The following is a 20,714-nucleotide window of genomic DNA, read 5'->3' as shown; positions in this document are numbered from 1 at the left end:
AAGGGGGCCGGGGCTCACCCCGTTCCGGGCCCGGCCGGGTCCGCTCAGGGCTCCGGCACCTCGGGCGGCCCCTCCGGGATGGCGTGCACCTCGACCGGATCGTTCCCGGGCTTTCCGCCGGGGCCGGGGCAGGCCGAGGCCCGCGCGGCGATCTCCAGGGCCCGTTCCTCGTTCTTGACGTCGACCACCCAGTAGCCGGCCAGGATGCGCCCGGGCTCCGTGGGTCCGTCGGTCACCTTCGCCCGGCCGTCGTCCATCGCCCGTACCGTCTTGACCATCGTGGGCCCGCCGAGACCACGGGCCTCCACCAGCTCGCCCGCCGCGCCGATCTCCTGGTTGAGCGCGTCCATGTGCGCGAACATCGCCAGCATGTCGTCCTTGGAGAACGACGACATCATGCCGTCCCACTCGTCGGCGGGCACGTTCATCTGGATCATGTACTGCATGTTCCTCACCCTTCCGGGGTGCTGATGGCCTTGTGCAGTGGTAGACGCCGGGACGCCGCAGAACTCATCGCTTCCCACGCTTGCAGGTAAGCAGCAGCCCCGCACCCGGTAACGCAGGTAAGGGTCACCCCGCATTGCGGGGTGACCCTTACCTGTTACCTGCGTTACGAGAAGCGGGAGGCGCGGCTACGGCAGCGCCAGCATCCGCTCCAGCGCGAGCTTCGCGAACTGCTCGGTCTCGCGCTCGACCTCGATGCGGTTGACGAGGTTGCCCTCGGCCAGCGACTCCAGCGCCCACACCAGGTGCGGCAGGTCGATGCGGTTCATGGTCGAGCAGAAGCAGACCGTCTTGTCGAGGAAGACGACTTCCTTGCCCTCCGGGGCGAACCGGTTGGCGAGCCGCTGCACCAGGTTCAGCTCGGTGCCGATGGCCCACTTGGAGCCGGCCGGAGCCGCCTCCAGCATCTTGATGATGTACTCCGTCGAGCCGACGTAGTCGGCGGCCGCCACCACCTCGTGCTTGCACTCGGGGTGCACGAGGACGTTGACGCCCGGGATGCGCTCGCGCACGTCGTCGACGGACTCGACCGAGAAGCGCCCGTGCACCGAGCAGTGCCCGCGCCACAGGATCATCTTCGCGTTCCGCAGCTCCTCGGCGGTCAGGCCGCCGTTCGGCTTGTGCGGGTTGTACAGGACGCAGTCGTCCAGCGACATGCCCATGTCCCGCACCGCGGTGTTGCGCCCCAGGTGCTGGTCGGGAAGGAAGAGCACCTTGTCGCCCTGCTCGAAGGCCCAGTCCAGCGCCCGCTTGGCGTTCGACGACGTACAGATCGTCCCGCCGTGCTTGCCGGTGAACGCCTTGATGTCGGCGGAGGAGTTCATGTACGACACGGGCACGACCTGCTCGGCCACCCCCGCCTCGGTCAGCACGTCCCAGCACTCGGCGACCTGCTCGGCGGTGGCCATGTCGGCCATCGAGCAGCCCGCCGCCAGGTCGGGGAGCACGACCTTCTGGTCGTCGGAGGTCAGGATGTCCGCGGACTCGGCCATGAAGTGCACGCCGCAGAAGACGATGTACTCGGCCTCCGGCCTGGCGGCCGCGTCCTTGGCCAGCTTGAAGGAGTCCCCGGTGACATCGGCGAACTGGATGACCTCGTCACGCTGGTAGTGGTGGCCGAGGACGAAGACCTTGTCCCCGAGCTTTTCCTTGGCCGCGCGGGCGCGCTCCACCAGGTCCGGGTCCGAGGGCGAGGGCAGGTCGCCGGGGCAGTCCACGCCGCGCTCGCTCCTGGCGTCGGCCTCGCGGCCGAGCAGCAGGAGAGCGAGCGGCGTCGGCTGGACGTCCAGTGGCTGGGCGGTGGTCACGGCACGCACCCTTTCTTGTCTGCGAACACGCTTTTCGTCGATTTGACGTTATCTATCATAACCGCTTCATGTCACTTTGACGATGCCGATGTCGTCGATGTGACGAATTGCCGTCGGCTCCGGCCCCGTGCCCCCACGGAGCGGTGTGTGCGAGCATGAATGGAGAAGACAAGCGCTCAGGCCCGGAATGAATCCGCGGCCGCGCCGGTTGCAACCGTCGGCAAGCAGTCCGTACAACCCGGGAGAGATGTAGATGTCCGTTCAGGACGACAAGACCACCGTGAGCGACGGCATTCTCCTGTCCGACGCCGCCGCGGCCAAGGTCAAGGCCCTGCTGGACCAGGAAGGCCGGGACGATCTGGCGCTGCGCGTCGCCGTGCAGCCCGGTGGCTGCTCCGGTCTGCGGTACCAGCTCTTCTTCGACGAGCGCTCGCTCGACGGTGACGTCGTCAAGGACTTCGACGGCGTCAAGGTCGTCACCGACCGCATGAGCGCCCCGTACCTGGGCGGCGCCTCCATCGACTTCGTCGACACCATCGAGAAGCAGGGCTTCACGATCGACAACCCGAACGCCACGGGCTCCTGCGCCTGCGGTGACTCGTTCAGCTAAATCTGAACCGCGCGTGAGAGAAGGCGGCCGCCCCGTACCGGGACGGCCGCCTTCTCCGTGCTCTGCGGCGTACGGGCCTAAGCGCGCGGCACCGTCTCGCCGCTCCGCGCGTCCACGACCTTCCGGCCGTCCAGCGGCTTGTCGAGCGTCACGGTCTCCGTCAGCTCCTTGGCGATCATGATGCAGGCCCTCCCCGGCTCCGGACTGGTCTCGGTGATCCTCACCTTCACCATCCCGCCCTCCTCGCTCGCCTTCGCGCCGTAGTCGCTGCACACCCCGCCCCAGAAGTGCAGGGTCAGCTCGCGCCCGTCGGCGCTGTACGACTCGACGTGCCGCGCCGGCGCCGGGGGCTCTCCGCTCCCGGGCGGGGCCGGCGGAGCGCTCTCGCGCGGCGACGGCGCCGCGGGCGGCTCGGCCAGGTAGTCCGGATCGACCGCGGGGTGGGTGACGGTGAAGGGCTGCGCGCCGCCTCCCGGCTTCACCTCGAAGAGCCACGAGGGTACGAGCGCCTGCCGCCCGTCGACGTACTGCGCAGCCAGCCCGAAGACCGCCTTGCCCACGGTCACGGGCTCCGGCGCGGCCGGCGGCTGCCCGCCGCCCGTCTCGCACGGCGCCTCGGCCCCGGCGCGGGCCGCACGGTCCTCGGCCCCGTGGGGGACGGGCGTGGCGCAGCCGCCGATACCGGTCTTGCCGGCACCCTCGCCGGCCCTGTTCAGCTGCTCCAGCGCCTCACCCGCGCTGATCACCGGGTACTCGGCGCCCTTCGTCAGGCTCTTCAACTGCCCGCTGCCCCCCACCAGCCGGCCGTCGGGGCCGATCTGGACCCCGGTCGCCCAGCCGTACGTCGGCAGCCCGCCCACCTTCGGGTCGGCGTTCACCACCCGCACCGCCCCCATCAGCTGGCGTGCGTCCAGCTCGGCGTCGTCCTGGCCCACCGCCTTCAGCACCGGCGCCGCCGCCTCCTTCGCGGCCTTCTCGCTCACCGCGGAGCCCTGGCCGCCGGGCGCGTAGGAGGTGTCGGAACACTTCTCGCGCTTGGCGCAGTCGTCGCTGCCGCCCCGGCCGTACTGCGCGAAGGTCCAGGTGCCCGGCGCCTGCCTGTTGACCTGGAGCACCGGCCCCGAGCCGTCCTTGGTGACGCCGGCCTTCCAGGCCGGGCCCTCCACACGCGGCTTGCCCGGCAGGCCGAGCGCCTCGGCCAGTCGCGCCACCTCGGCCTCGGTGACCGTGCCCGACGCCCGGTACACAGGGGCGGAACCGGGCCCCTTCGGCAGCTTCCCCGCCGCGCGGTAGGTCGCCCCGCCGTTCGGGTCGGGCTCGCCGGGCGCGATGCCCGGGGCGCCGCCCCCGCGGCCGTCGAGGTTCAGCGGCGGCGGAGTGCCGTCACCCGCCGCCACGCCGCTCCCGGTGCCGCTGCCACCCGGGGCGGTCGACGCCCAGTACGCCGCGCCGCCCCCGGCCAGCAGCACCGCCGCGGCCACTGAGGCGGCGACCAGTGGGGAACGCCGCCCGCGGGCGCTGACTGCGTCCTCTTCCGGTCGCTCGGTGCTCACCGCATCGCTCCTTCGGCTGCTCGGCCGTCCTGTGTCGTATGTCGTATCCCTTTTACGGGGGACACCGGTGGGACGGAACGGAGGAGCGCGCGGTTCCCCCGTATGCCGCAGGAGGAGGACTCAGCCGCCGTATTCGGACATCCCGCCCACCAGCCGCGCCGAGGCGGGCGGCACGGAGATCCCGTGGATCAGGGAGGCCGGAACGGGAGCCGGCGCGGGAGCCGCGGGCACCGCCCAGTGCGGGACCATCCGGGCGCAGTCTCCGCGCAGTTCCTCCAGGCTGCCGTCCTGCTCGGCCCGGACGGACACCATGACGCTGTGCTTGTGCATGCGGGATACTCCCGTAGCTCTCGGGGCCGCACGTCCACGGACCCTGACATGGGCACCGTAGGCACCTGGGGCAACGGAAAAAAGCCCTACTATTGGGTAGTTTTGCCGCTTAGTGCGAGAGGGCTACGACCGGGTAGCGTGAACTGTCCTCACCCCTCGCCCGCAGGAGCGTCCTCGCCGTGCGTATCGCAGTCACCGGCTCCATCGCCACCGACCACCTCATGACCTTCCCCGGCCGCTTCGCCGACCAGCTGGTCGCGGACCAGCTGCACACGGTCTCGCTCTCCTTCCTCGTCGACAACCTCGACGTACGCCGGGGCGGAGTCGGCCCGAACATCTGCTTCGGCATGGGCCAGCTCGGCGGCAACCCGATCCTGGTCGGCGCCGCCGGCTCGGACTTCGACGAGTACCGCGCCTGGCTCGACCGGCACGGAGTGGACACCGGCTCGGTGCGCATCTCCGAGGTCCTGCACACCGCCCGCTTCGTGTGCACCACCGACGCCGACCACAACCAGATCGGCTCCTTCTACACGGGCGCCATGAGCGAGGCCCGCCAGATCGAGCTCCAGGCGGTCGCCGAGCGCGTCGGCGGCCTCGACCTGGTGCTGATCGGCGCGGACGACCCCGAGGCGATGCTCCGCCACACGGAGGAGTGCAAGACCCGCTCCATCCCGTTCGCCGCGGACTTCTCCCAGCAGATCGCCCGCATGTCCGGCGACGACATCCGCACGCTGCTCGACGGCGCGACCTACCTCTTCTCCAACGAGTACGAGAAGGGGCTCATCGAGTCCAAGACCGGCTGGACCGACGCCGAGATCCTCGGCAGGGTCGGCCACCGCGTCACCACGCTCGGCTCCCGCGGTGTCCGCATCGAGCGCGTCGGCGATGAGCCGGTGCTCGTCGGATGCCCGGAGGAGGAGAGCAAGGTCGACCCGACCGGTGTCGGCGACGCCTTCCGCGCCGGATTCCTGTCCGGTCTCGCCTGGGGCGTCGGCCTCGAACGTGCCGCGCAGGTCGGCTGCATGCTGGCGACCCTGGTCATCGAGACGCTCGGCACCCAGGAGTACACGCTGCGCCGCGCCAACTTCATGGACCGCTTCACGAAGGCGTACGGCGACGAGGCGGCGGAAGAGGTCCGGGCGCACCTGTCCTGACCCGGGACGCCCTCCGGGGTCTCCCGGGGCGCCGGGCGGACGGGAGCACCGGCCCGCCCGGCGTCCGGGGAGCGGGGCCCGGGGCGGAGTCCCCGGGCAGTGGAGCCGCGAAGGGCCACAGGGGGAGGGGCGGGCGGCGCAAAGCGCCGCGGGCCCGCCCCTCCGCACCCCTCAGGCGAGCCGCCGCACCACGTACGCCACGCCCCGCTCCGCCGCCCGCTCGCCCACGTACTCCTGCCCCCGCATCCCGCACCACGCCGGAATGTCCAGCCGCGCCGCCTCGTCGTCCGACAGCACCGTCACCGTCCCCCCGACCGGCACGTCGCCGATCACCTTGGCCAGCTCGATCACCGGGACCGGGCACCGCTTGCCGAGCGAGTCCACGACGAGCGACGGCGCGCCGGACTGTTCGACGGCGGGCGGCGCGGCCGGCGCGCCCAGCCGCTCCCGCACCCCCGCCACCGCACCCGGCAGCACCTCCAGGAAGCGGTCCACGTCCTGCGCCCGGGTCCCCGGCGGGAGCGAGACCCGGACGTTGCCTTCCGTCAGCACCCCCATCGCCCGCAGCACGTGACTGGGCGCGAGCGTGCTGCTCGTGCAGGACGAACCGGACGATACGGAAAAACCCGCCCGGTCCAGCTCGTGCAGCAGCGTCTCCCCGTCGACGTACAGACACGAGAAGGTGACCAGGTGCGGCAGTCGCCGCACCGGATCGCCGACCACCTCCACATCCGGTACGAGCTCGGGCACCCGGGCCCGGATCCGCTCCACCAGTGTCCGCAGCCGCGCCGCCTCGCCGGCCGCCTCCGCCCGTACGGCCCGCAGCGAGGCGGCCGCCGCGACGATGGCCGGCAGGTTCTCGAAACCGGCCGCCCGGCCGGACTCCCGCTCGTCGGCGGGCCCTTGGGGGGCGAACCGCACCCCCTTGCGTACGGCCAGCAGTCCGACCCCCGCGGGGCCGCCCCACTTGTGGGCGCTCGCGGTCAGCAGCGACCAGTCCCCCTCCACCGGACCCCACCCCAGCGACTGCGCCGCGTCCACCAGCAGCGGCACACCCACCGCCCGGCACTCCTGTGCGATTTCGGCCACCGGCTGTTCGGTGCCGACCTCGTGGTTGGCGGTCTGCAGGCACGCCAGCGCGGTGTCCTCGCGCAGCGCCCGCGCGTACGCCCCGGGGGCCACCCGGCCCGTCCGGTCCACCGGGACCTCCGTCGTCGTACCGCCCCCGCCCTCGTGCTCGGCGGCCGAATGGAGCACGGAGGAGTGCTCGACGGCGGAGACCACCAGGTGGCGGCCGACACGCCGGCGCGCGGCGAGCGCGCCGGAGACGCCGGAGTGCACCGCGCGGGTGCCGGAAGAGGTGAACACGAGCTCGTCCGGGCGGCACCCCACGGCCTCCGCCGCCGCCTCGCGGGCCGCGTCCAGCAGCAGCCTGGCGCGCCGCCCCTCGCGGTAGAGACGGGCAGGGTCGGCCCACCCCTCGTCGAGCGAGGCCAGCAGGGCCTGCCGGGCGACGGGATGCAGGGGGGCGGAGGACGCGGCGTCGAAGTAGGGCACGCCGCCACGCTAATCGCCGTGGTGGCGGGCCGGTGCCCCGCCACCAGGGAAATAGCCGTCAGGAGACGGGCGGAGGCCGTGATTCCACCGAGAAGCCATCCCTTCGGGGAGGGGTACGGCGCGTTGGGCACCCTCCCCGCGCGGCCCCAAATAGCGTCCAGTAGGGTTTGGTCCGCATAAACATCCAAACCCCTGCCCGCGTCAGGGCCGGCGACCGACCAGCGAGACGGCCGCGACCCACCGCGCGGGCGAGACTCTCGGGAAGGCGCTACGTGAGTCCCAACGGCTCCGACCGCTCGTCGCGGCGCCCGATGCGGCGGAAGCTGCTCCAGGTGCTGACCGCGGGCGTGGTCCTGGCGACCGCCTCTGGTTGCTCGTACACATGGGAGGACTTCCCCCGCCTCGGGATGCCTACCCCGGTCACCGAAGAGGCTCCCAGGATTCTCTCCCTCTGGCAGGGCTCGTGGGCGGCAGCGCTCATCACGGGCGTCCTGGTGTGGGGACTGATCCTGTGGAGCGTCTTCTTCCACCGGCGTAGCCGCACCAAGGTCGAAGTACCTCCGCAGACCCGGTACAACATGCCCATCGAGGCGCTGTACACCGTGGTCCCGCTCATCATCGTCTCGGTCCTCTTCTACTTCACCGCGCGCGACGAGTCGAAGCTCCTCGCGCTCGAGGACAAGCCGGCCCACACCATCAACGTGGTCGGCTTCCAGTGGAGCTGGGGCTTCAACTACGTGGAGGACGTGGACGGCGACGCCGCCACGGGAGCCAAGCCCGCCAAGGAGCTCGGTTCCATCCCCGACCGGTACGCCAAGCAGTTCCCCGCGGGGGCCGAAGGCGTCCACGCGGTCGGCACGCCGGGCGAGCGGAACCCCCAGAACGGCAATCCGGGCCCGACCCTGTGGTTGCCCAAGGGAGAGAAGGTCCGGTTCGTCCTGACCTCCCGCGACGTCATCCACTCCTTCTGGGTGGTGCCGTTCCTGATGAAGCAGGACGTCATCCCCGGCTACACCAACGTCTTCGAGGTGACCCCCACCCGTGAGGGCACCTTCATGGGCAAGTGCGCCGAGCTGTGCGGCGTCGATCACTCCCGGATGCTCTTCAACGTCAAGGTGGTCTCCCCGGAGCGCTACCAGCAGCACCTCAAGGAGCTGGCGGAGAAGGGGCAGACCGGCTACATCCCGTCCGGTATCGCGCAGCTCGACACGGCCAGGAACGCGGGAGCGAGCAAACTGTGACCATCCTCAACGAACCTCACGGTGGCGCAGCGGCCGACGAGGTGTCTCACCAGAACGAGCTGCCGGTACGGCGCAAGGAGCCGGGAAATCTGGTGGTGAAGTGGCTGACCACCACTGACCACAAGACCATCGGCTCGCTCTACCTGATCACGTCGTTCGTGTTCTTCTGCGTCGGCGGACTCATGGCGCTCTTCATGCGCGCCGAACTGGCCCGTCCCGGCACGCAGATCATGTCGAACGAGCAGTTCAACCAGGCGTTCACGATGCACGGCACGATCATGCTGCTGATGTTCGCGACGCCGCTGTTCGCCGGATTCGCGAACTGGATCATGCCGCTGCAGATCGGCGCGCCCGACGTGGCGTTCCCGCGGCTGAACATGTTCGCGTACTGGCTGTACCTCTTCGGCTCGATCATCGCGGTGGCCGGCTTCCTCACCCCGCAGGGCGCCGCCGACTTCGGCTGGTTCGCCTACGCCCCGCTGTCGGACGCGGTCCGTTCGCCGGGTGTCGGCGCCGACATGTGGATCATGGGTCTGGCCTTCTCCGGCTTCGGCACGATCCTCGGTTCGGTCAACTTCATCACCACGATCATCTGCATGCGCGCACCCGGCATGACGATGTTCCGTATGCCGATCTTCACCTGGAACGTGCTGCTGACCGGTGTGCTGGTCCTGCTCGCCTTCCCGGTGCTGGCCGCCGCGCTCTTCGCGCTGGAGGCGGACCGTAAATTCGGTGCGCACATCTTCGACGCCGCAAATGGCGGGTCGCTCCTGTGGCAGCACCTCTTCTGGTTCTTCGGTCACCCAGAGGTCTACATCATCGCGCTGCCGTTCTTCGGAATCATTTCCGAAGTGATTCCGGTCTTCAGCCGCAAGCCGATGTTCGGTTACATCGGTCTTATCGGTGCGACGATCGCGATCGCCGGCCTCTCGGTCACGGTGTGGGCCCACCACATGTACGTCACGGGCGGCGTGCTGTTGCCGTTCTTCTCGTTCATGACCTTCCTGATCGCGGTACCGACCGGTGTGAAGTTCTTCAACTGGATCGGCACCATGTGGAAGGGCTCGCTGTCCTTCGAGACCCCGATGCTCTGGGCCGTCGGCTTCCTGATCACCTTCACCTTCGGTGGTCTGACCGGCGTCATCCTGGCCTCGCCCCCGATGGACTTCCACGTCTCCGACTCGTACTTCGTCGTCGCGCACTTCCACTACGTCATCTTCGGCACCGTGGTCTTCGCGATGTTCTCCGGATTCCACTTCTGGTGGCCGAAGTTCACGGGCAAGATGCTGGACGAGCGCCTGGGCAAGATCACCTTCTGGACGCTGTTCGTGGGCTTCCACGGCACGTTCCTGGTGCAGCACTGGCTCGGTGCCGAGGGCATGCCGCGTCGTTACGCGGACTACCTCGCCGCCGACGGCTTCACCCTGCTGAACACGATCTCGACGATCGCCTCGTTCCTGCTGGGCCTGTCCATGCTTCCGTTCTTCTACAACGTCTGGAAGACCGCGAAGTACGGCAAGAAGATCGAGGTCGACGACCCCTGGGGCTACGGCCGTTCGCTGGAGTGGGCCACGTCCTGCCCGCCCCCGCGGCACAACTTCATCACGCTGCCGCGGATCCGTTCCGAATCCCCGGCGTTCGACCTGCACCACCCTGAGATCGCCGCTCTCGAAATGCTCGAGAACGACGGACAGAAGGACACCGCGCTGTTCGGCGGCAAGGAGGTCGGCAAGTGAAGATCCAGGGCAAGATGTTCCTCTGGCTGTCAGCCTTCATCCTCGCCATGGCGATCGTCTATGGCTTGTGGTCGAAGGAGCCCGCCGGAACCACGGCGCTCTTCCTGGCCTTCGGCCTGAGCATCATGATCGGCTACTACCTGGCCTTCACGGCCAAGCGTGTCGATGCCATGGCTCAGGACAACAAAGAGGCCGACGTGGCGGACGAGGCCGGTGAAGTGGGGTTCTTCGCCCCGCACAGCTGGCAGCCGCTCTCGCTGGCCATCGGCGGCGCCTTCGCCTTCCTGGCCGTCGCCATCGGCTGGTGGCTGCTGTACTTCTCCCTGCCGCTGCTCCTGATCGGCCTCTTCGGCTGGGTCTTCGAGTACTACCGCGGTGAGAACCAGAACCAGTAGCCCGCGGCAGGCCCGGCATTCGCAGTAGCCCGTGGCATTTGCAGCACCCCCCGAGGGGCCCGCCCACCTGCGGTTCAGGTGGGCGGGCCCCTCGTTTGCGTCGCTGGGCTCGCTGAATGTGATGAATGTTCTTAATGTGTGATCATGAGCCAAGCACCCCGATTCCGGACGGTCCTGAGCTGCTCTCTGCTGATCGCGTCCCTCGCGGCGGCCGGGACGGCGTGCGACGGGTCCAGCGACGGCCATCCGCTCTCCGCCGCGCCGTACGATGCGGCGGACCAGGTCTCCTTCAACGCCGGGTCGGGTACGGCGAAGGCCGATCCCGAGAAGCCCCTGGAGATCACCGCCAGGGACAAGGACGGCCGGATCACGGATGTCACGGCGTCCGACGCCGCAGGGCGCTATCTGGCGGGCGAACTCTCCGCCGACGGGGCGCGCTGGCACAGCACCGCCCCCCTGGCCGCGGGGGCGCGCTACACGGTCAGGGTCAGCACCGAGGACTCGGACGGCGCCCCCGGCCTGCGGACGCTCTCCTTCGAGACCGCGCAGGCCCCGGCCAAGAAGCGCCTGACCGTCACCTTCGGTCCCGAACCGGGCAAGTACGGCGTCGGCCAGCCGGTCACCGCCAAGCTCAGCACCCCCGTCAAGGGCGAGGAGGCCAGAGCGGTCGTCGAGCGCGCGCTGAAGGTCGGCTCGACGCCCGCGGTGGAGGGCGCCTGGCACTGGGTGGACAGCGAGAACCTGCACTTCCGCCCGAAGGAGTACTGGCCGGCCAACGCCACCGTCAGGGTGCGCAGCACCCTCGAGGGCATCAAGGTCGCCGACAGGCTCTACGGCGGCCCCTCCAAGCAGGTGCAGTTCACCACCGGTGACCGGCTCGAAGCCATCACGGACGCCGGCTCCTACCGGATGACGGTGAAGCGCAACGGCAAAGTGATCAACACCATTCCGGTGACCACCGGCAAGCCCGGCTTCTCCACCCGCAACGGGGTCAAGGTCGTGCTGGGCAAGGAGCACTTCGTACGGATGCGCGGTACGACCGTCGGCATCCCGGAGGGCACGGCCGACTCGTACGACCTGCCCGTCTACTACGCCACGCGGGTCACCTGGAGCGGCGAGTACGTCCATGCCGCGCCCTGGTCCGTCGGCTCGCAGGGGTCCGCCAACGTCAGCCACGGCTGCACCGGCATGAGCACCGACGACGCCGAGTGGTTCTACGAGACCGTCCGCCAGGGCGACATCGTCAAGGTCGTCAACAGCGCCGGCGACATGATGGACCCCTTCGGCAACGGCTTCGGCGACTGGAACCTGTCCTGGGACAAGTGGCGCAAGGGCAGCGCCCTGCTGACCGGCCCCTCGGACGGCGGAAGCCCCGTCGACGCGGCCAGACTGCGGCCGGAGGTCTGACGGGGCCCGCGGGGTGTCACGCCTCGACCGCGTGCCTGCCGCGCAGCAGGGCGGCCAGGGCGCCCGAGAACTCCACGGGGTCGACCGGAAGCGTCACCGCGCTCTCCGCGCGGCTCCAGGTGGCCAGCCAGGAGTCCTGGGGGCGGCCGATCAGCAGCAGCACGGGCGGGCAGTTGAAGATCTCGTCCTTGATCTGCCGGCATACGCCCATGCCGCCCGCGGGCGTGGCCTCGCCGTCCAGCACGCAGACGTCGACACCGCCCCTGTCCAGTGCCGCCAGGACGGCCGGCAGCGTGGCGCACTCCAGGAACTCGACCGGCGGCACGTCCGGCGCAGGCCTGCGACCCGCTGCCAGCCGCACCTGTTCGCGGGTGTTCGCGTCGTCGCTGTAGACCAGGACCGTGGCGGTCATTGTTCCTCCATGCATCTGAAAGCCCTCGAAGGCTCGGTGTTGGATCAGGAACCGATGCGCGGATGCTACTCCGTCCGACACCTTGTCAGCAGGGGTTCGGACACCCCTTCGATGAGCCGTTCGGGTCAGGTCGCAGAGCCTTCCGGGAGCATGGACACACCGAATGGCACCCCCGGGAGTGAGGGCGGGATAAGCGACCGACATAATGTCGGTCGTGGCGACAGCAACGACAGTAGATACCGGGCACGCGCACCCGTCGGTCAATCGACCGAACCTCACCAGCGTCGGAACCATCATCTGGCTGAGTTCCGAGCTGATGTTCTTCGCGGCCCTCTTCGCGATGTACTTCACCCTGCGATCGGTGACGGGTCCCGACCACTGGAAGGAAATGGCGTCCTCGCTGAACTTCCCGTTCTCGGCGACGAACACCACCATCCTGGTGCTCTCCTCCCTCACCTGTCAGCTCGGCGTCTTCGCCGCGGAGCGGGGCGACGTGAAGAAGCTCCGGGCGTGGTTCATTCTCACGTTCGTGATGGGTGCGATCTTCATCGGAGGCCAGGTCTTCGAGTACACCGAGCTGGTCAAGCACGAGGGCCTCTCGCTCTCGTCCGACCCGTACGGCTCGGTGTTCTACCTGACCACCGGCTTCCACGGACTGCATGTGACGGGCGGACTCATCGCCTTCCTGCTGGTCCTCGGCCGTACATACGCGGCCAAGAGATTCACCCACGAGCAGGCAACCGCCGCCATCGTCGTGTCCTACTACTGGCACTTCGTCGATGTCGTCTGGATCGGCCTCTTCGCCACGATCTACATGATCAAGTAGGTCGGGTCCGTACCCGCCTCATATCCAGCACCATCGACGCAGAAGATCCTGACACCGGGGTAATCCGTGAAAAAGCTCTCCGCACGACGACGCCATCCGCTGGCGGCGGTCGTCGTCCTACTCCTCGCGCTGGCGGCCACCGGGGGGCTGTACGCCGCGTTCGCACCCGCGAGCAAGGCACAGGCCGATGAAACCGCCCAGTCCCTCGCCATCGACGAGGGCAAGAAGCTGTACGCCGTCGGCTGCTCCAGCTGCCACGGCACCGGCGGTCAGGGCACCTCCGACGGTCCGTCCCTCGTGGGCGTCGGCTCGGCCGCAGTGGACTTCCAGGTCGGCACCGGCCGTATGCCGGCGCAGCAGCCCGGCGCCCAGGTGCCGGAGAAGCCGGTGGTCTACTCGCAGGCCGAGATCGACCAGCTCGCGGCGTACGTCGCCTCCCTCGGCGCCGGCCCGATCACGCCGACCAAGGAGCAGTACAACCCTGAGGGCGCGGACATCGCCAAGGGTGGCGAGCTGTTCCGCACCAACTGCGCCCAGTGCCACAACTTCACTGGCGCGGGCGGTGCCCTGACGAACGGCAAGTACGCTCCGCCTCTTACCGACGTGGACCCGAAGCACCTCTACCAGGCCATGCAGACCGGTCCGCAGAACATGCCGTCCTTCCCCGACACGACGATGCCGGAGCAGGAGAAGAAGGACATCATCGCGTACGTCCGGACCGTGAACGGTGAGAGGACCGCGACCCCCGGCGGCTTCGGGCTGGGCGGCATCGGCCCCGTCACCGAGGGACTGTTCGGATGGATCTTCGGTCTGGGTTCGCTGATCGCCGTCGCCGTCTGGGTCGCGGCCCACACCGCTAAGGCCAAGAAGTCATGAGTAACCAAGAGATTCCAGAGAAGAACCTGCCGAGTGGGCAGGACACCGCGCACGGCGCGGTGGCCGTGGCGGAGGACCCGTTCGCGGACCCGGGGCTGCCGCCCCACAAGCCGCGCATCCAGGACATCGACGAGCGGGCCGCCAAGCGCTCCGAGCGCACGGTCGCCCTCCTGTTCACGCTGTCGATGCTGGCCACGATCGGCTTCATCGCCTCCTTCGTGGCGTTCCCGGTCGACAAGATCGTGTACGTGTGGCCGCTGGGCCACGTCAGCGCGACGAACCTGTCGCTCGGCCTGACGCTGGGCATCGCGCTCTTCTGCATCGGCGCGGGCGCGGTCCACTGGGCCCGCACCCTGATGTCCGACCACGAGGTCGCCGACGACCGGCACGCGATCGAGGCCACGCCCGAGGTCAAGGCCAAGGTCATGGCCGACTTCGCGGACGGTGCCCGGGAGTCCGTGATCGGCCGGCGCCCGCTGATCCGCAACACGATGTTCGGCGCGCTGGCCATGGTGCCCCTCTCCGGTGTGGTGCTGCTGCGCGAGCTGGGCCCGCTGCCCGAGAAGAAGCTGTTCCACACGTCGTGGGACAAGGGCAAGCAGCTCATCAACATGAACACGAACGAGCCGCTGCGTCCCGAGGACGTCGTCGTCGGTTCACTCACCTTCGCCAAGCCCGAGGGCCTGGAGGAGGACGACCACGAGTTCAACAACAAGATCGCCAAGGATGCCTTGATGATCGTCCGGATCCAGCCGGAGGACATCAAGGACAAGCGCGAGCTGGAGTGGTCGCACGAGGGCATCGTGGCCTTCTCCAAGATCTGCACCCACGTGGGCTGCCCGATCTCCCTGTACGAGCAGCAGACCCACCACGTCCTCTGCCCGTGCCACCAGTCCACCTTCGACCTCTCCGACGGCGCCCGCGTCATCTTCGGCCCGGCCGGTCACGCCCTTCCGCAGCTGCGGATCGGCGTGAACAACGAGGGCTTCCTCGAGGCGCTCGGCGACTTCCCCGAGCCCGTCGGCCCTGCATTCTGGGAGCGCGGATGAGCACCACGACCGCAACACAGTCACCGGGCGCCGACGCGCCGGGCAACCGGAAGGCCCCCGCCGGCGAGCGGGTGGCCGACTGGGCCGACGGCCGGCTGGGGATCTACTCGCTGGCCAAGGCCAACATGCGGAAGATCTTCCCGGACCACTGGTCCTTCATGCTGGGCGAGATCTGCCTCTACAGCTTCATCATCATCATCCTCACGGGTGTGTACCTGACGCTGTTCTTCCACCCGAGCATGAACGAGATCGTGTACCACGGCTCGTACGTGCCGATGCACGGCATCCGGATGACCGAGGCGTACGCCTCGACCCTGGAGATCAGCTTCGACGTCCGCGGCGGTCTGCTCATCCGGCAGATCCACCACTGGGCCGCCGTCATCTTCATCGCCGGCATGTTCGTGCACATGATGCGCGTGTTCTTCACGGGCGCGTTCCGCAAGCCGCGTGAGATCAACTGGCTGTTCGGCTTCCTGCTGTTCGTCCTGGGCATGTTCACCGGTTTCACCGGTTACTCGCTCCCGGACGACCTGCTCTCCGGCACCGGTGTCCGCTTCACGCAGGGCGCGATCCTGGCGACGCCCGTCGTCGGCACGTACATCTCGATGTTCCTGTTCGGCGGCGAGTTCCCCGGCCACGACATGGTGGCCCGGTTCTACTCGATCCACATCCTGCTGCTGCCGGGCATCATGCTCGGCCTCGTGGTGGCGCACCTGATCCTGGTCTTCTACCACAAGCACACGCAGTTCCCCGGCCCCGGCCGGACGAACAAGAACGTCGTCGGCATGCCGCTGCTGCCGGTCTACATGGCCAAGGCCGGAGGCTTCTTCTTCCTGGTCTTCGGTGTCATCGCGGCCATCGCCGGCATGTTCACCATCAACCCGGTGTGGGCCCTCGGTCCGTACCGTCCGGACCAGGTGTCCACCGGCGCCCAGCCCGACTGGTACATGGGCTTCGCCGAGGGTCTCATCCGTGTGATGCCGGGCTGGGAGATCAACCTGTGGGGCCACACGCTGGTCCTGGGCGTGTTCATCCCGCTGGTGCTCTTCGGCGTGATGCTCATCGCGATCGCGGTCTACCCGTTCATCGAGTCGTGGATCACCGGCGACAAGCGGGAGCACCACCTCCTGGACCGGCCGCGCAACGCGCCGACCCGGACCGCTCTCGGTGTCGCCTGGGTCACCGCCTACATGATCATGCTGCTGGGTGGCGGCAACGACATCTTCGCCACCCACTTCCACATGTCGCTCAACGCGATCACCTGGTTCGTCCGGATCGCCTTCTTCGTCGGCCCGGTCGTCGCGTTCATCGTCACCAAGCGGATCTGCATGGGTCTGCAGCGGCGTGACGCGGAGAAGGTGCTGCACGGACGTGAGTCCGGCATCATCAAGCGGCTGCCGCACGGCGAGTTCGTCGAGATCCACGAGCCGCTCAGCCAGGACCAGCTGTACAGCCTCACGGCGCACGAGCAGTACACGCCGGCCGAGGTCGGTCCGTCGGTCGACGAGAACGGTGTCGAGCGCAAGGTGACCCGTGGCCAGAAGCTCCGGGCCAAGCTCAGCAAGGGCTACTACGGCGAGGGCAACCAGGTCCCCAAGCCGACCGCCGAGGAGTACAAGGAGATCACCAGCGGCCACGGCCACCACTGATCCCTCTGGTCTTCGGCCAGACCGGCCTGACACAGGTCGCCACAGCAGGAGCCCCGTCCACGCGCCGGACGGGGCTCTTCGCTGTCCCCGGGCTGGATAGGGTAGGAGGCACTCTTACTGGCTGTGGACCCTGGAGCGGACCATGAACGTTGTGACCCCGGTCGGCGGCGACAGCGTGGCGGCCGGCTCCTGGCCGGGCGTGCTGAACCCCCTGCTGCGCGGCGAGAACCTGTCCGCGGACGACACCGCCTGGGCCATGGACCGCATCATGAGCGGCGAGGCGACCGACGCCCAGATCGCCGGTTTCGCGGTGGCGCTGCGCGCCAAGGGCGAGACGGTCGGTGAGGTCACCGGGCTGGTGCGGGCCATGTACGCGCACGCCAACACCATCGAGGTGCCCGGCCGTACGGTCGACATCGTCGGTACGGGCGGCGACCTGGCCAAGACGGTCAACATCTCCACGATGTCGGCGATCGTCGTCGCGGGCACCGGGGCCAAGGTCGTCAAGCACGGCAACCGGGCCTCCTCGTCCGCGAGCGGGGCCTCGGACGTACTGGAGAAGCTCGGCGTCAACCTGGAGCTGACTCCGAAGCGTGTCGCCGAGGTCGCGGAGGAAGCGGGCATCACCTTCTGCTTCGCGGTGAAGTTCCACCCGGCCCTGCGGTACGTCGCGAAGGCGCGCAAGGAGCTGGGCGCGCCGACGACGTTCAACATCCTCGGCCCGCTGACGAACCCGGCGCAGGTGAAGGCGCAGGCGGTCGGTGTCGCCGACGCCCGGATGGCCCCCATCGTGGCGGGTGTGCTCGCCGAACGGGGGAATTCCGCGCTGGTCTTCCGGGGCGACGACGGCCTGGACGAACTGACCACCACCGCGACCTCGCGCGTGTGGATCGTACGGGACGGGGCGGTCCGGGAGCAGTCCTTCGACCCGCGCGACGTGGGCCTGGAGATCGTGCCCGTGGAGGCGCTGCGGGGCGCGGACGCGTCGTACAACGCGGATGTCGCGAGGCGGCTGCTGGCCGGCGAGACCGGCCCCGTGCGGGAGGCGGTGCTGCTCAACACGGCGGCGGCGCTGGTCGCCCTCGACCCGACCGACGCGTCCCTCGACGAGCAGATCGCGGCGGGGATCGTCAAGGCGGCGGAGTCGATCGACTCGGGGGCGGCCCGTGCGGCGCTGGAGCGCTGGGTGGCTGCCAGCAACAGCTGAGCGACCGGTGCGGGACGCAAGGCGCAGTCCAGACCTCTTCGGTCTCACACAGTGGACTGCGCCTTGCGTCTTCTTGATCGTGTGGCAGGATGCTTGACAGGTCATGAGTGACAGCGTTTTGGCCCCGGCTTGCTGTCCGGCAACCCTCCGTCCGTGGCGGGGTGCCCCGGGTGAAGACCAGGTCGTGGACAGAAAGGTCCACGGCAAGCGCGGACCCCTCGAAACCTTGGGGTCCTGGTCCTCAGGGAGCCTCTTGTGAGCAAGCGAATGCGATAGGGCCTTCCGCCCCTTCTTCGCACACCCCTTTTCTCTTTCTTCTCCAGCGCTGCCGCGTATCCGCCGGCGCGGGGAATTCGCCTGCCTGTTCCGGGAGTTCGCCATGTCTGTCTCCACCGCTGCCGCCGACCAGACCGTTTGTACGCCCCTGCCCGTTCTCGGACGAGATGTCCTCGTGCCGCTCGTGACGGGTGGTGAGGTCACCTACGCCGCCCTCGACTACGCGGCGAGCGCCCCGGCCCTCCAGCGTGTGTGGGACGACGTGGCGGCGTACGCCCCGTACTACGGCAGCGTGCACCGCGGCGCCGGCTACCTCTCGCAGCTGTCGACGGACCTCTTCGAGAGCAGCCGCGCCACCGTCGCGGAGTTCCTCGGCTGCCGCGACAGCGACCAGGTCGTCTTCACCCGCTCCACGACCGACTCGCTCAACCTGCTCGCCGCGGCCCTTCCCGCCGGCTGCCAGGTGTTCGTCTTCGAGACCGAGCACCACGCCTCGTTGCTGCCCTGGCGCGATGCGGAGGTCAACTTCCTGAACGCGCCCCGGACTCCGGCCCAGGCCGTCGAGACCCTGGAGCGGGCGCTGGCCGACCGTGATCCGTACGGCCCCGCCCTCGTCTGCGTCACCGGCGCCTCGAACGTCACCGGTGAGCTGTGGCCGGTCAAGGAGCTCGCCGCCGCAGCCCACGCCCACGGCGCGCGGATCGTGCTCGACGCCGCGCAGCTCGCGCCCCACCACCCGCTGGACATCGCCGAACTGGACGTCGACTGGGTCGCGTTCTCCGGGCACAAGCTGTACGCGCCGTTCGGCTCCGGCGTACTCGCGGGCCGCGCCGACTGGCTGCAGAGCGCCGAGCCGTACCTCGCGGGCGGCGGCGCCTCGCGCAAGGTCGCCCGCCGCGCCGACGGCGGCGTGGACGTCGAGTGGCACACCACGGCCGCCCGCCACGAGGCCGGTTCGCCCAACGTCATCGGCGTGTACTCGATCGCCTCCGCCTGCAAGGCGCTCACCGAGGCCGGCTTCGACTCCCTCGTCGAGCGCGAGCAGGCGCTGGTGACGAAGGTCCTGGAGGGGCTGGCCGGGGTCGGCGCGGTCAGGGTGCTCTCCCTCTTCGGGGACGACGCCCCGCGCGTCGGCGTCATCTCCTTCGTCGTCGAGGGCTGGAACAGCTCGCACTTCGCGGCCGCGCTCTCCGCCGAGTACGGAATCGGCGTACGCGACGGCCTGTTCTGTGCCCACCCGCTGGTCCGGACCCTGCTCGGCAGCGACCCGCAGGACCCGGGCGAGTGCGGCGCGCCGGAGGCCGAGCCGGGCGAGCGCTCGCTGAACGCGATCCGTGTGAGCTTCGGTGCCGGTACGCCCGACGAGCACGTGGAGCGGTTCCTGCGTGCCGTCAGGGAACTCGTCGAGGACGGCGCGAAGTGGAACTACCGCACCGAGGAAGGCCGCTGCGTCCCGGCGGTCTGAACGGCCCGGGCTCCCATCAGGACCATCCGCAGCGCCCGCTCGGTCGCGTCGGTGAGGAACTCGGCCCCGCGCCCGAGCGCTTCGGTCAGTGACATCGGCGCGGGCAGGATCGAGCTGTACGCGTCGACGCCCGCCGCGCGCACCTCGTGGGCGCCCTCCCCGATCGTGCCCGCCAGCGCGAGCACCGGGCGTCCCGACAGCTTGGCGCGGCGGGCCACTTCGGCCGGGATCTTGCCGCACGGCGTCTGCTGGTCCAGGGCTCCCTCGGCGGTGACGACCAGGTCGGCGCGGGCGAGGCGGGCGTCCAGGTCGATGTGGTCCAGCAGAACGTCGAAGCGGGGGAGCAGCCGGGCGCCGAGCGCGGCGAGCCCGGCGCCCAGGCCGCCGGACGCGCCGGTGCCCGCGCCGAAGCGCAGGTCGGTCCCGGTGGGGGCGAGGGTGCGTTCCAGGACGTACGCCCACTGGTCGAGGGCGGCCGCGAGCTCCTCCACCTGGGGCGGGGTCGCGCCCTTCTGCGGGCCGAAGACGCGGGCCACGCCGCGGGGGCCGCACAGGATGTTGTACGGGTTGCAGGCGACCAGGATCTCGACGTCCCCCAGGCGCGGGTCGAGTCCGGTCGCGTCGATGTCGTGGAGGCGGTTCAGCTCCCTCCCGCCGGGCGCCAGTTCGCGGCCGTCCGCGTCCAGCAGGCGGGCGCCGAGGGCCTGGAGCGCGCCGGCGCCCCCGTCCGACGTACCGGAGTCGCCGCAGCCGACGAGGATGCGGCGCACGCCCTGGCCGAGCGCGGCGCGGATCAGTTCGCCGACACCGTACGTCGTCGTCGCGCCGGGGTCGCGCAGGGAGCGCGGGACCAGGGACAGGCCGGCCACGGCCGCCATCTCGACGACCGCGCTCCCGTCACCGAGCAGCGCGAAGTGGGTGCCGACGGGCCGGCCGACGGGCCCGGTGGCGGACAGCGCCACGAGGCGGCCGCCGGTGGCCGCGGCGAGCGCACGGGCGGTGCCCTCGCCGCCGTCGACCAGGGGGATCAGGTCGATGTCCGCGTGGGGAACGACACGGCGCACCCCGGCGGCGATGGCCTCGGCGGCCGACTGGGCGGACAGCGACTCCTTGAAGCCGCTGGGCGCCACGGCGAAACGGGTGAGGGCGAGAGGCATGGC

19 protein-coding genes and 1 riboswitch are annotated in these 20,714 nt (G+C 69.7%); of the genes, 12 read left to right on the top strand and 7 right to left on the bottom strand.

Going from position 1 to position 20,714, the window contains the following annotated elements; translation table 11 throughout:
- Positions 1-44: 44 nt before the first annotated feature.
- A complete protein-coding gene (locus ACWD0Y_RS03585) occupies positions 45-446 on the bottom strand; it encodes a YciI family protein (RefSeq protein WP_450258821.1) in 402 nt (133 codons plus the stop codon).
- A gap of 186 nt (positions 447-632) precedes the next feature.
- Positions 633-1,811 (bottom strand): quinolinate synthase NadA, encoded by a 1,179-nt coding sequence (gene nadA, locus ACWD0Y_RS03580; RefSeq protein ID WP_093801208.1) that lies wholly within the window; start codon positions 1,809-1,811, stop codon positions 633-635.
- Positions 1,812-2,064: 253 nt separating this feature from the next.
- Here nadA and ACWD0Y_RS03575 point away from each other — a divergent pair, with 253 nt between their 5' ends.
- Complete coding sequence (locus tag ACWD0Y_RS03575) at positions 2,065-2,421, top strand: HesB/IscA family protein (RefSeq protein ID WP_093801209.1); 357 nt, start codon at positions 2,065-2,067, stop codon at positions 2,419-2,421.
- A gap of 77 nt (positions 2,422-2,498) precedes the next feature.
- Here ACWD0Y_RS03575 and ACWD0Y_RS03570 read toward each other — a convergent pair whose 3' ends face one another.
- Both ACWD0Y_RS03570 and ACWD0Y_RS03565 read right to left on the bottom strand, forming a co-directional pair.
- A complete protein-coding gene (locus tag ACWD0Y_RS03570; protein WP_450258820.1) occupies positions 2,499-3,974 on the bottom strand; it encodes a hypothetical protein in 1,476 nt (491 codons plus the stop codon).
- Positions 3,975-4,094: 120 nt separating this feature from the next.
- Positions 4,095-4,304: a hypothetical protein gene (locus ACWD0Y_RS03565; RefSeq protein WP_093801211.1), complete on the bottom strand. Its 210-nt coding sequence runs from the start codon at positions 4,302-4,304 to the stop codon at positions 4,095-4,097.
- Positions 4,305-4,483: 179 nt separating this feature from the next.
- Between ACWD0Y_RS03565 and ACWD0Y_RS03560 the strand changes: the two genes are divergently transcribed.
- Positions 4,484-5,458, top strand: a complete 975-nt coding sequence (locus ACWD0Y_RS03560) for a carbohydrate kinase family protein (protein ID WP_450258819.1) — start codon at positions 4,484-4,486, stop codon at positions 5,456-5,458.
- A gap of 171 nt (positions 5,459-5,629) precedes the next feature.
- Here ACWD0Y_RS03560 and ACWD0Y_RS03555 read toward each other — a convergent pair whose 3' ends face one another.
- Complete coding sequence (locus tag ACWD0Y_RS03555; RefSeq protein ID WP_450258818.1) at positions 5,630-7,015, bottom strand: aminotransferase class V-fold PLP-dependent enzyme; 1,386 nt, start codon at positions 7,013-7,015, stop codon at positions 5,630-5,632.
- A 272-nt stretch (positions 7,016-7,287) separates the two neighbouring features.
- Here ACWD0Y_RS03555 and ctaC point away from each other — a divergent pair, with 272 nt between their 5' ends.
- The 4 genes from ctaC to ACWD0Y_RS03535 all read left to right on the top strand — a co-directional run bounded on the left by ctaC (position 7,288) and on the right by ACWD0Y_RS03535 (position 11,794).
- Positions 7,288-8,256 (top strand): aa3-type cytochrome oxidase subunit II, encoded by a 969-nt coding sequence (ctaC, locus tag ACWD0Y_RS03550; protein WP_450258817.1) that lies wholly within the window; start codon positions 7,288-7,290, stop codon positions 8,254-8,256.
- A complete protein-coding gene (ctaD, locus tag ACWD0Y_RS03545; RefSeq protein WP_093801214.1) occupies positions 8,253-9,992 on the top strand; it encodes an aa3-type cytochrome oxidase subunit I in 1,740 nt (579 codons plus the stop codon). Before ctaC ends, ctaD begins: the two co-directional genes overlap by 4 nt.
- Positions 9,989-10,387, top strand: a complete 399-nt coding sequence (locus ACWD0Y_RS03540) for a cytochrome c oxidase subunit 4 (protein ID WP_093801215.1) — start codon at positions 9,989-9,991, stop codon at positions 10,385-10,387. Before ctaD ends, ACWD0Y_RS03540 begins: the two co-directional genes overlap by 4 nt.
- Positions 10,388-10,531: 144 nt before the next feature.
- Positions 10,532-11,794 carry an Ig-like domain-containing protein gene (locus ACWD0Y_RS03535; RefSeq protein ID WP_450258816.1) on the top strand — a complete coding sequence of 421 codons (1,263 nt, stop codon included), beginning with the start codon at positions 10,532-10,534 and terminating at the stop codon, positions 11,792-11,794.
- A 16-nt stretch (positions 11,795-11,810) separates the two neighbouring features.
- On the opposite strand, the gene ACWD0Y_RS03530 is transcribed toward ACWD0Y_RS03535, so the two are convergent.
- Entirely contained in the window at positions 11,811-12,206 is a 396-nt protein-coding gene (locus ACWD0Y_RS03530; protein WP_450258815.1) for a hypothetical protein, read from the bottom strand.
- A gap of 205 nt (positions 12,207-12,411) precedes the next feature.
- On the opposite strand from ACWD0Y_RS03530, the gene ctaE reads away from it, so the two are divergent.
- The 6 genes from ctaE to ACWD0Y_RS03500 all read left to right on the top strand — a co-directional run bounded on the left by ctaE (position 12,412) and on the right by ACWD0Y_RS03500 (position 19,554).
- Positions 12,412-13,032 (top strand): aa3-type cytochrome oxidase subunit III, encoded by a 621-nt coding sequence (gene ctaE, locus ACWD0Y_RS03525; protein WP_093801217.1) that lies wholly within the window; start codon positions 12,412-12,414, stop codon positions 13,030-13,032.
- Positions 13,033-13,098: 66 nt separating this feature from the next.
- Positions 13,099-13,908: a cytochrome bc1 complex diheme cytochrome c subunit gene (qcrC, locus tag ACWD0Y_RS03520; RefSeq protein WP_093801218.1), complete on the top strand. Its 810-nt coding sequence runs from the start codon at positions 13,099-13,101 to the stop codon at positions 13,906-13,908.
- The gene (qcrA, locus tag ACWD0Y_RS03515) at positions 13,905-14,957 is read left to right on the top strand and encodes a cytochrome bc1 complex Rieske iron-sulfur subunit (RefSeq protein ID WP_093801219.1); all 1,053 of its coding nucleotides are present in this window, start codon (positions 13,905-13,907) and stop codon (positions 14,955-14,957) included. The genes qcrC and qcrA overlap by 4 nt, the downstream gene beginning before the upstream one ends.
- The gene (qcrB, locus tag ACWD0Y_RS03510) at positions 14,954-16,606 is read left to right on the top strand and encodes a cytochrome bc1 complex cytochrome b subunit (protein WP_450258814.1); all 1,653 of its coding nucleotides are present in this window, start codon (positions 14,954-14,956) and stop codon (positions 16,604-16,606) included. The genes qcrA and qcrB overlap by 4 nt, the downstream gene beginning before the upstream one ends.
- Before the next feature lie 142 nt (positions 16,607-16,748).
- Entirely contained in the window at positions 16,749-17,813 is a 1,065-nt protein-coding gene (gene trpD / locus ACWD0Y_RS03505; RefSeq protein ID WP_450258813.1) for an anthranilate phosphoribosyltransferase, read from the top strand.
- A gap of 99 nt (positions 17,814-17,912) precedes the next feature.
- A riboswitch (SAM riboswitch) is annotated at positions 17,913-18,029 on the top strand.
- 163 nt (positions 18,030-18,192) lie between these two features.
- Positions 18,193-19,554 (top strand): aminotransferase class V-fold PLP-dependent enzyme, encoded by a 1,362-nt coding sequence (locus tag ACWD0Y_RS03500; protein WP_450258812.1) that lies wholly within the window; start codon positions 18,193-18,195, stop codon positions 19,552-19,554.
- Here ACWD0Y_RS03500 and ACWD0Y_RS03495 read toward each other — a convergent pair.
- Positions 19,515-20,711 carry a glycerate kinase family protein gene (locus ACWD0Y_RS03495; RefSeq protein WP_450258811.1) on the bottom strand — a complete coding sequence of 399 codons (1,197 nt, stop codon included), beginning with the start codon at positions 20,709-20,711 and terminating at the stop codon, positions 19,515-19,517. The genes ACWD0Y_RS03500 and ACWD0Y_RS03495 overlap by 40 nt on opposite strands.
- Between the last annotated feature and the right edge of the window lie 3 nt (positions 20,712-20,714).

The organism is Streptomyces altiplanensis (assembly GCF_053591575.1).
This window is presented reverse-complemented; position numbering and strand designations above follow the sequence as displayed.

Excerpts from the sequence above, each read along its gene's own strand:
- ACWD0Y_RS03585 (WP_450258821.1), bottom strand. The coding sequence starts at position 446 with ATGCAGTACATGATCCAGATGAACGTGCCCGCCGACGAGTGGGACGGC.
- ACWD0Y_RS03575 (WP_093801209.1), top strand. The coding sequence starts at position 2,065 with ATGTCCGTTCAGGACGACAAGACCACCGTGAGCGACGGCATTCTCCTG.
- ACWD0Y_RS03565 (WP_093801211.1), bottom strand. The coding sequence starts at position 4,304 with ATGCACAAGCACAGCGTCATGGTGTCCGTCCGGGCCGAGCAGGACGGC.
- ACWD0Y_RS03535 (WP_450258816.1), top strand. The coding sequence starts at position 10,532 with ATGAGCCAAGCACCCCGATTCCGGACGGTCCTGAGCTGCTCTCTGCTG.
- ACWD0Y_RS03530 (WP_450258815.1), bottom strand. The coding sequence starts at position 12,206 with ATGACCGCCACGGTCCTGGTCTACAGCGACGACGCGAACACCCGCGAA.
- ctaE (WP_093801217.1), top strand. The coding sequence starts at position 12,412 with ATGTCGGTCGTGGCGACAGCAACGACAGTAGATACCGGGCACGCGCAC.
- qcrA (WP_093801219.1), top strand. The coding sequence starts at position 13,905 with ATGAGTAACCAAGAGATTCCAGAGAAGAACCTGCCGAGTGGGCAGGAC.
- qcrB (WP_450258814.1), top strand. The coding sequence starts at position 14,954 with ATGAGCACCACGACCGCAACACAGTCACCGGGCGCCGACGCGCCGGGC.
- trpD (WP_450258813.1), top strand. The coding sequence starts at position 16,749 with ATGAACGTTGTGACCCCGGTCGGCGGCGACAGCGTGGCGGCCGGCTCC.
- ACWD0Y_RS03500 (WP_450258812.1), top strand. The coding sequence starts at position 18,193 with ATGTCTGTCTCCACCGCTGCCGCCGACCAGACCGTTTGTACGCCCCTG.
- ACWD0Y_RS03495 (WP_450258811.1), bottom strand. The coding sequence starts at position 20,711 with ATGCCTCTCGCCCTCACCCGTTTCGCCGTGGCGCCCAGCGGCTTCAAG.